Below are 4,487 nucleotides of genomic sequence, written 5' to 3' on the forward strand. Positions count from 1 at the left end.
AAACTGCTCGTACAGTTGCTTCTGCTGCTCGGGCGTTGCCGTGCTCCAGGCCTTGCCAACCGCGATCCGCGTGGTGCGCTGAAAATCGGTAGCCGGCACAAAGCGCGTCTGAACCAGCTCGGTGATCTTCGCCATATCGCCGCCACGCGCCTGTGGATCAGCCTTCATCGCGGCAACCGTGCCTTCCACGGCATTCTTCACCATCGCGTCGGGCGCGCTTTGCGCATAAGCCGCAGTGGACACCACGGCCGCAGCCAGAAAAGCAGACAGATAACGTTTCATACGCTTGCCAAAACCCCAAGAAGTAAGCGCCGGCGGGCTCGCGAGCCCGTGGCGAAAGCAGGATAGACCAAGTATACCGATAATGCGTTCCCGCCCCATGTGCGCCACCCGGGAGCCGTCCTTGCTACCGAAATGGAGCCGAACCGCTCCGGCTCTGTATACTTGTGCACTTTCGTCAAAAAACACCCTCCGTGATAAGGCCCTCTCCGCCTACATGCTGAAGTCAACTATCGTCCGTCTCGTCGCCTATTCGGTGCGCCATCCGTTACGGATCATCGCTCTGTCGCTCGTGCTCGCCGTTTTGAGCGGCTTCTATGTCGCCCATAACTTCAAGATCAACACCGATATCAGCAAGCTCATCGAGACCGATAAACAATGGTCGTCGCTTGAAAATGCGATGGACGCGGCCTTCCCCGATCGCGGTCAAACCGTGCTGGTGGTAGTCGAAGCCCGCGCCCCGGAGTTTGCCGACGCCGCCGCCAATGCGCTGACGGCCGCGCTCAAAGCCGATCCGAAGGAGTTCGTCGCGGTCTCGCAGCCCGCCGGCGGCCCATTCTTCGAACACAATGGTCTGCTGTTCCCGGCAACCGATGAGGTCCTCTCAACCACCTCGCAGCTCGTCCAGTCCCGCCCGCTCGTCAATGCCCTCGCGCACGATCCGAGCCTGACCGGCCTCGCCGGCACGCTCACCACGAGCCTGTTGCTGCCGCTGCAACTGGGTCAGGTGAAGCTGGCCGACATGAGCCATTTGCTGTCGCAAAGCGCAACCACGCTCGACCGGGTGCTGGCCGGCCAGCCCGCGGCATTCTCGTGGCGCGCACTGGTCGACAAAAGCGCCGCCACGGAGCCGGCGCGCGCTTTCGTCACGGTGCAGCCGGTTGTGAACTACGATGCGCTGGAACCGGGCGCGACCGCCTCGAAATCGATCCGCGACACCGCCGCCTCGCTGCACCTCGATACGCGTTATGGCGCTTCGGTCCGCCTGACCGGCGAACAGCCGCTCGCCGACGAAGAATTCGCGTCGGTCAAGGACGGCGCCGTGCTCAACGGCATCGGCACCTTCATCGTCGTGCTGATCATTCTTTGGCTGGCGCTGCGTTCGGGCCGCATGATCGTCGCGGTGTTCATCACGCTGTTCGTCGGGCTCGCGATCACCGCGGCGCTCGGCCTGCTGCTGGTCGGCGCGCTCAACATGATTTCGGTCGCCTTCATGGTGCTGTTCGTCGGCCTCGGGGTCGATTTCGGCGTGCAGTTCGGCGTCAAATATCGTGAGGAACGTCATCGCGACGACCGTCTTTCCGCCGCCCTCGTGCATACCGCGCACAGCATCGGCGTGCCGCTCACGCTCGCTGCCGTGGCGGTCGCGCTGAGCTTCTTCTCGTTCCTGCCGACGGCTTACCGCGGCGTGTCGGAATTGGGCGAGATCGCCGGCGTGGGCATGTTCGTCGCGTACTTCACCAACATGACGCTGCTGCCGGCGCTGCTGAAAATCTTCAATCCGCCCGGCGAGGCCGCTTCGCCCGGTTTCAAGCAACTCGCCCCTGTCGACGACTTCCTCGATCATCACCGCAAGCCGGTGCTGATCGGCACGCTGATCCTGGTGATCGGCGCCACGCCGTTGCTCACGCATCTGCGCTTCGACTTCAACCCGCTGCATCTGAAGGATCCGCATACGGAATCCATGGCGACGCTGCTGTCGCTGAAGGATTCGCCGGAAGCGGCGGTCAACAACGTGCATGTGCTGGCGCCCACGCTTGCCGACGCGGACCAGAAGGCCGCGCATCTGCGCACGCTGCCGGAAGTGGGCCGCGTGACTACGCTGGACAGCTTCATTCCGGCCGACCAGCAGCAAAAGCTGATGCTGATTGCGAGCGCGGCGCAGCAACTGTTGCCCGCGCTGCAGCAGCAACCCTCGCCTCAGGCCACGGACGCGGTGCGGGTCGCCGCGCTCAAACGCGCGTCGAACCAGCTCTCGCTCGCCGCCGACGACCACCCGGGTCCCGGCGCCGCCGAAGCCAGGCACCTGTCCACCACGCTGCAAAAGCTGGCCGCCGCCGACGCCGCCACGCGCGACCGGGCCGAAACCGCGCTGTCCGAGCCGCTGCGCATCGCGCTGAAGCAACTGGCGGATCTGCTGCAGCCCACCGAGATCACGCGCGAGAACCTGCCCAAGGAGATCTCCACGAGCTGGCTCTCGAAGGACGGCCGCGCACTCGTCGACATCGCGCCGAAGGTCAAGGCCGGCACCGATCCGAATGACGACGCGACGCTCGCCCGCTTTGCGCACGCCGTGAAGAAAGCCGAACCGGACGCGATCGGCGGCCCGATTTCGATCCTGCATTCCGCGGACACGATCATCAAGGCGTTCCTGCAGGCCGCCGGCTATGCGTTGCTGTCGATCGCGGTTTTGCTGTGGATCGCACTGCGGCGCGTCGGCGACATGCTGCGCACGCTGGTGCCGCTGCTGGTGTCGGCGCTGGTGACGTTGGAACTGTGCGTGGTGTTCGGCATGCCGCTGAACTTCGCGAATATCATTGCATTGCCGCTGATGCTCGGCGTCGGCGTAGCATTTAAGATTTACTTCGTGATGGCGTGGCGTAACGGGCAGACTGGCCTGTTGCAGTCGAGCCTCACGCATGCCGTGTTGTTCAGCGCGGCGACCACGGCGACCGCGTTCGGCAGCCTATGGCTGTCGCACCATCCGGGCACGTCGAGCATGGGACGCTTGCTGGCACTCTCGTTGTTTTGCACGCTGATCGGCGCGGTGGTGTTCCAGCCCGTGCTGATGGGCAAGCCGCGCCCACGTCGCGCGAAGCACAAAGGAATATAAGTATGAAGTTGCGAACCACCGTGCTGGCGCTGGCCGCCACCGGCCTGATTTCCGGCTGCGCGACCGGCCCCGACCGCAAGCCGGGCGACCCGTTCGAACCGGCGAACCGCGTGATTTTCAATTTCAACGACGGCCTGGACCGCTACGTCGCTGTGCCGGTCGCCAAGGGTTACCAGAAGGTGACGCCGCAGCCCTTGCGCACCGCCGTGAGCAACTTCTTCTCGAATCTCGGCGACCTGAGCAACGCCGCCAACAACCTGTTGCAGTTGAAGATCACGGACGCCACCGAAGACATCGTGCGCTTCGCGTTCAATTCGACCTTTGGACTTGGCGGCCTGCTCGATTGGGCGACGCCGGCCGGCCTGCCGAAGCATCAACAGGACTTCGGCCTGACGCTGGGTCACTGGGGCGTGCCGTCGGGCCCCTACCTCGTGTTGCCGCTATTCGGCCCGAGCACGGTGCGTGACAGCATGGGCCTGATCGTGGACGTGAAGTTCAACCCGTTGAACTACATCGAGCCGGCGACGCGCAATCCGTTGTACGTGTTGCAGTTCGTGAGCACGCGCTCTGATTTGCTAGGCGCATCCGACCTGCTGCAACAGGCCGCGCTCGACAAGTATTCGTTCGTACGCGACGCCTATAGCCAGCAGCGCCGCGCGCGTTTGCGCGGCACGGGCGATAACGCCGCGCCGCTGCCGAACTACGACGACGAGGGCGGCAGTTCTGGCGCAGCCGCTCCCGCCGCAGGCGCCCCGGCGGCCTTACCGAACTACGCGGACCCGGGCGACGCAGCGCAAGCGCCGAATGCGGCATCGGGGAGCGCCACGGGTGCCCCGGCGGGGGTGCCGAACTACACTGATCCGGGCGACGCCCCACAGGCCCCGAACGCCGCCTCGGGAAGCGCCACGGGCGGCCCGGCAGGCGTACCGAACTACTCTGATCCGGGCGAGACGCCGAACTCACCAGCGGCGGCCCCGGCTGCCGCGTCGGGCGTCACTACACCGACGGCCGCCCCACAAACCGCGCCGGCGGACAAGAAACCGCAGGAAGCCGTTCCGGCGACACAATAAGCGCGTAGCCGCCCCTCGCGCACAAGCGCGCAGGGGCGGCGAAGAACGGGCAGCAAAGTTTGAATCGTGCGCGCAGCAGGATCAGCCGCCCCTCTATTTGAGAGTGCTGTTTTCCTTGATATACATCATGGCCGTCACGGCTCCGCCGCTGCCACCGAGAGCATTCTGAAGAAGACAACAAACAGAAGCACCGACTGAGCAACTGCCGCTCAGACATCCCCGAACCGCAAACCCTCCTCCATCGCCTGCCGCGCCTGCACCAGCGAAGTCCGCGCCGCCCGCGCATCGACGGCGACCTGAAGCAG

The 4,487-nt window shown here is 64.9% G+C and carries 3 protein-coding genes; 2 read left to right on the forward strand and 1 reads right to left on the reverse strand.

Going from position 1 to position 4,487, the window contains the following annotated elements; translation table 11 throughout:
- Positions 1–282, reverse strand: a 282-nt coding sequence (locus QOC89_RS19820) for an ABC transporter substrate-binding protein (RefSeq protein ID WP_323046578.1), incomplete at its 3' end; no start/stop codon positions are given.
- Positions 283–496: 214 nt separating this feature from the next.
- Here QOC89_RS19820 and QOC89_RS19825 point away from each other — a divergent pair.
- Positions 497–3,112 carry an MMPL family transporter gene (locus tag QOC89_RS19825; protein ID WP_323046579.1) on the forward strand — a complete coding sequence of 872 codons (2,616 nt, stop codon included), beginning with the start codon at positions 497–499 and terminating at the stop codon, positions 3,110–3,112.
- Positions 3,113–3,114: 2 nt separating this feature from the next.
- Positions 3,115–4,182: a VacJ family lipoprotein gene (locus tag QOC89_RS19830; protein ID WP_323046580.1), complete on the forward strand. Its 1,068-nt coding sequence runs from the start codon at positions 3,115–3,117 to the stop codon at positions 4,180–4,182.
- Positions 4,183–4,487 lie beyond the last annotated feature (305 nt).

It is taken from the genome of Paraburkholderia sp. (assembly GCF_034668105.1).
GTDB lineage: Bacteria > Pseudomonadota > Gammaproteobacteria > Burkholderiales > Burkholderiaceae > Paraburkholderia.

Bases quoted from the DNA above. Each gene is read 5' to 3' on its own strand.
- QOC89_RS19825 (WP_323046579.1), top strand. From the start codon at position 497: ATGCTGAAGTCAACTATCGTCCGTCTCGTCGCCTATTCGGTGCGCCAT.
- QOC89_RS19830 (WP_323046580.1), top strand. From the start codon at position 3,115: ATGAAGTTGCGAACCACCGTGCTGGCGCTGGCCGCCACCGGCCTGATT.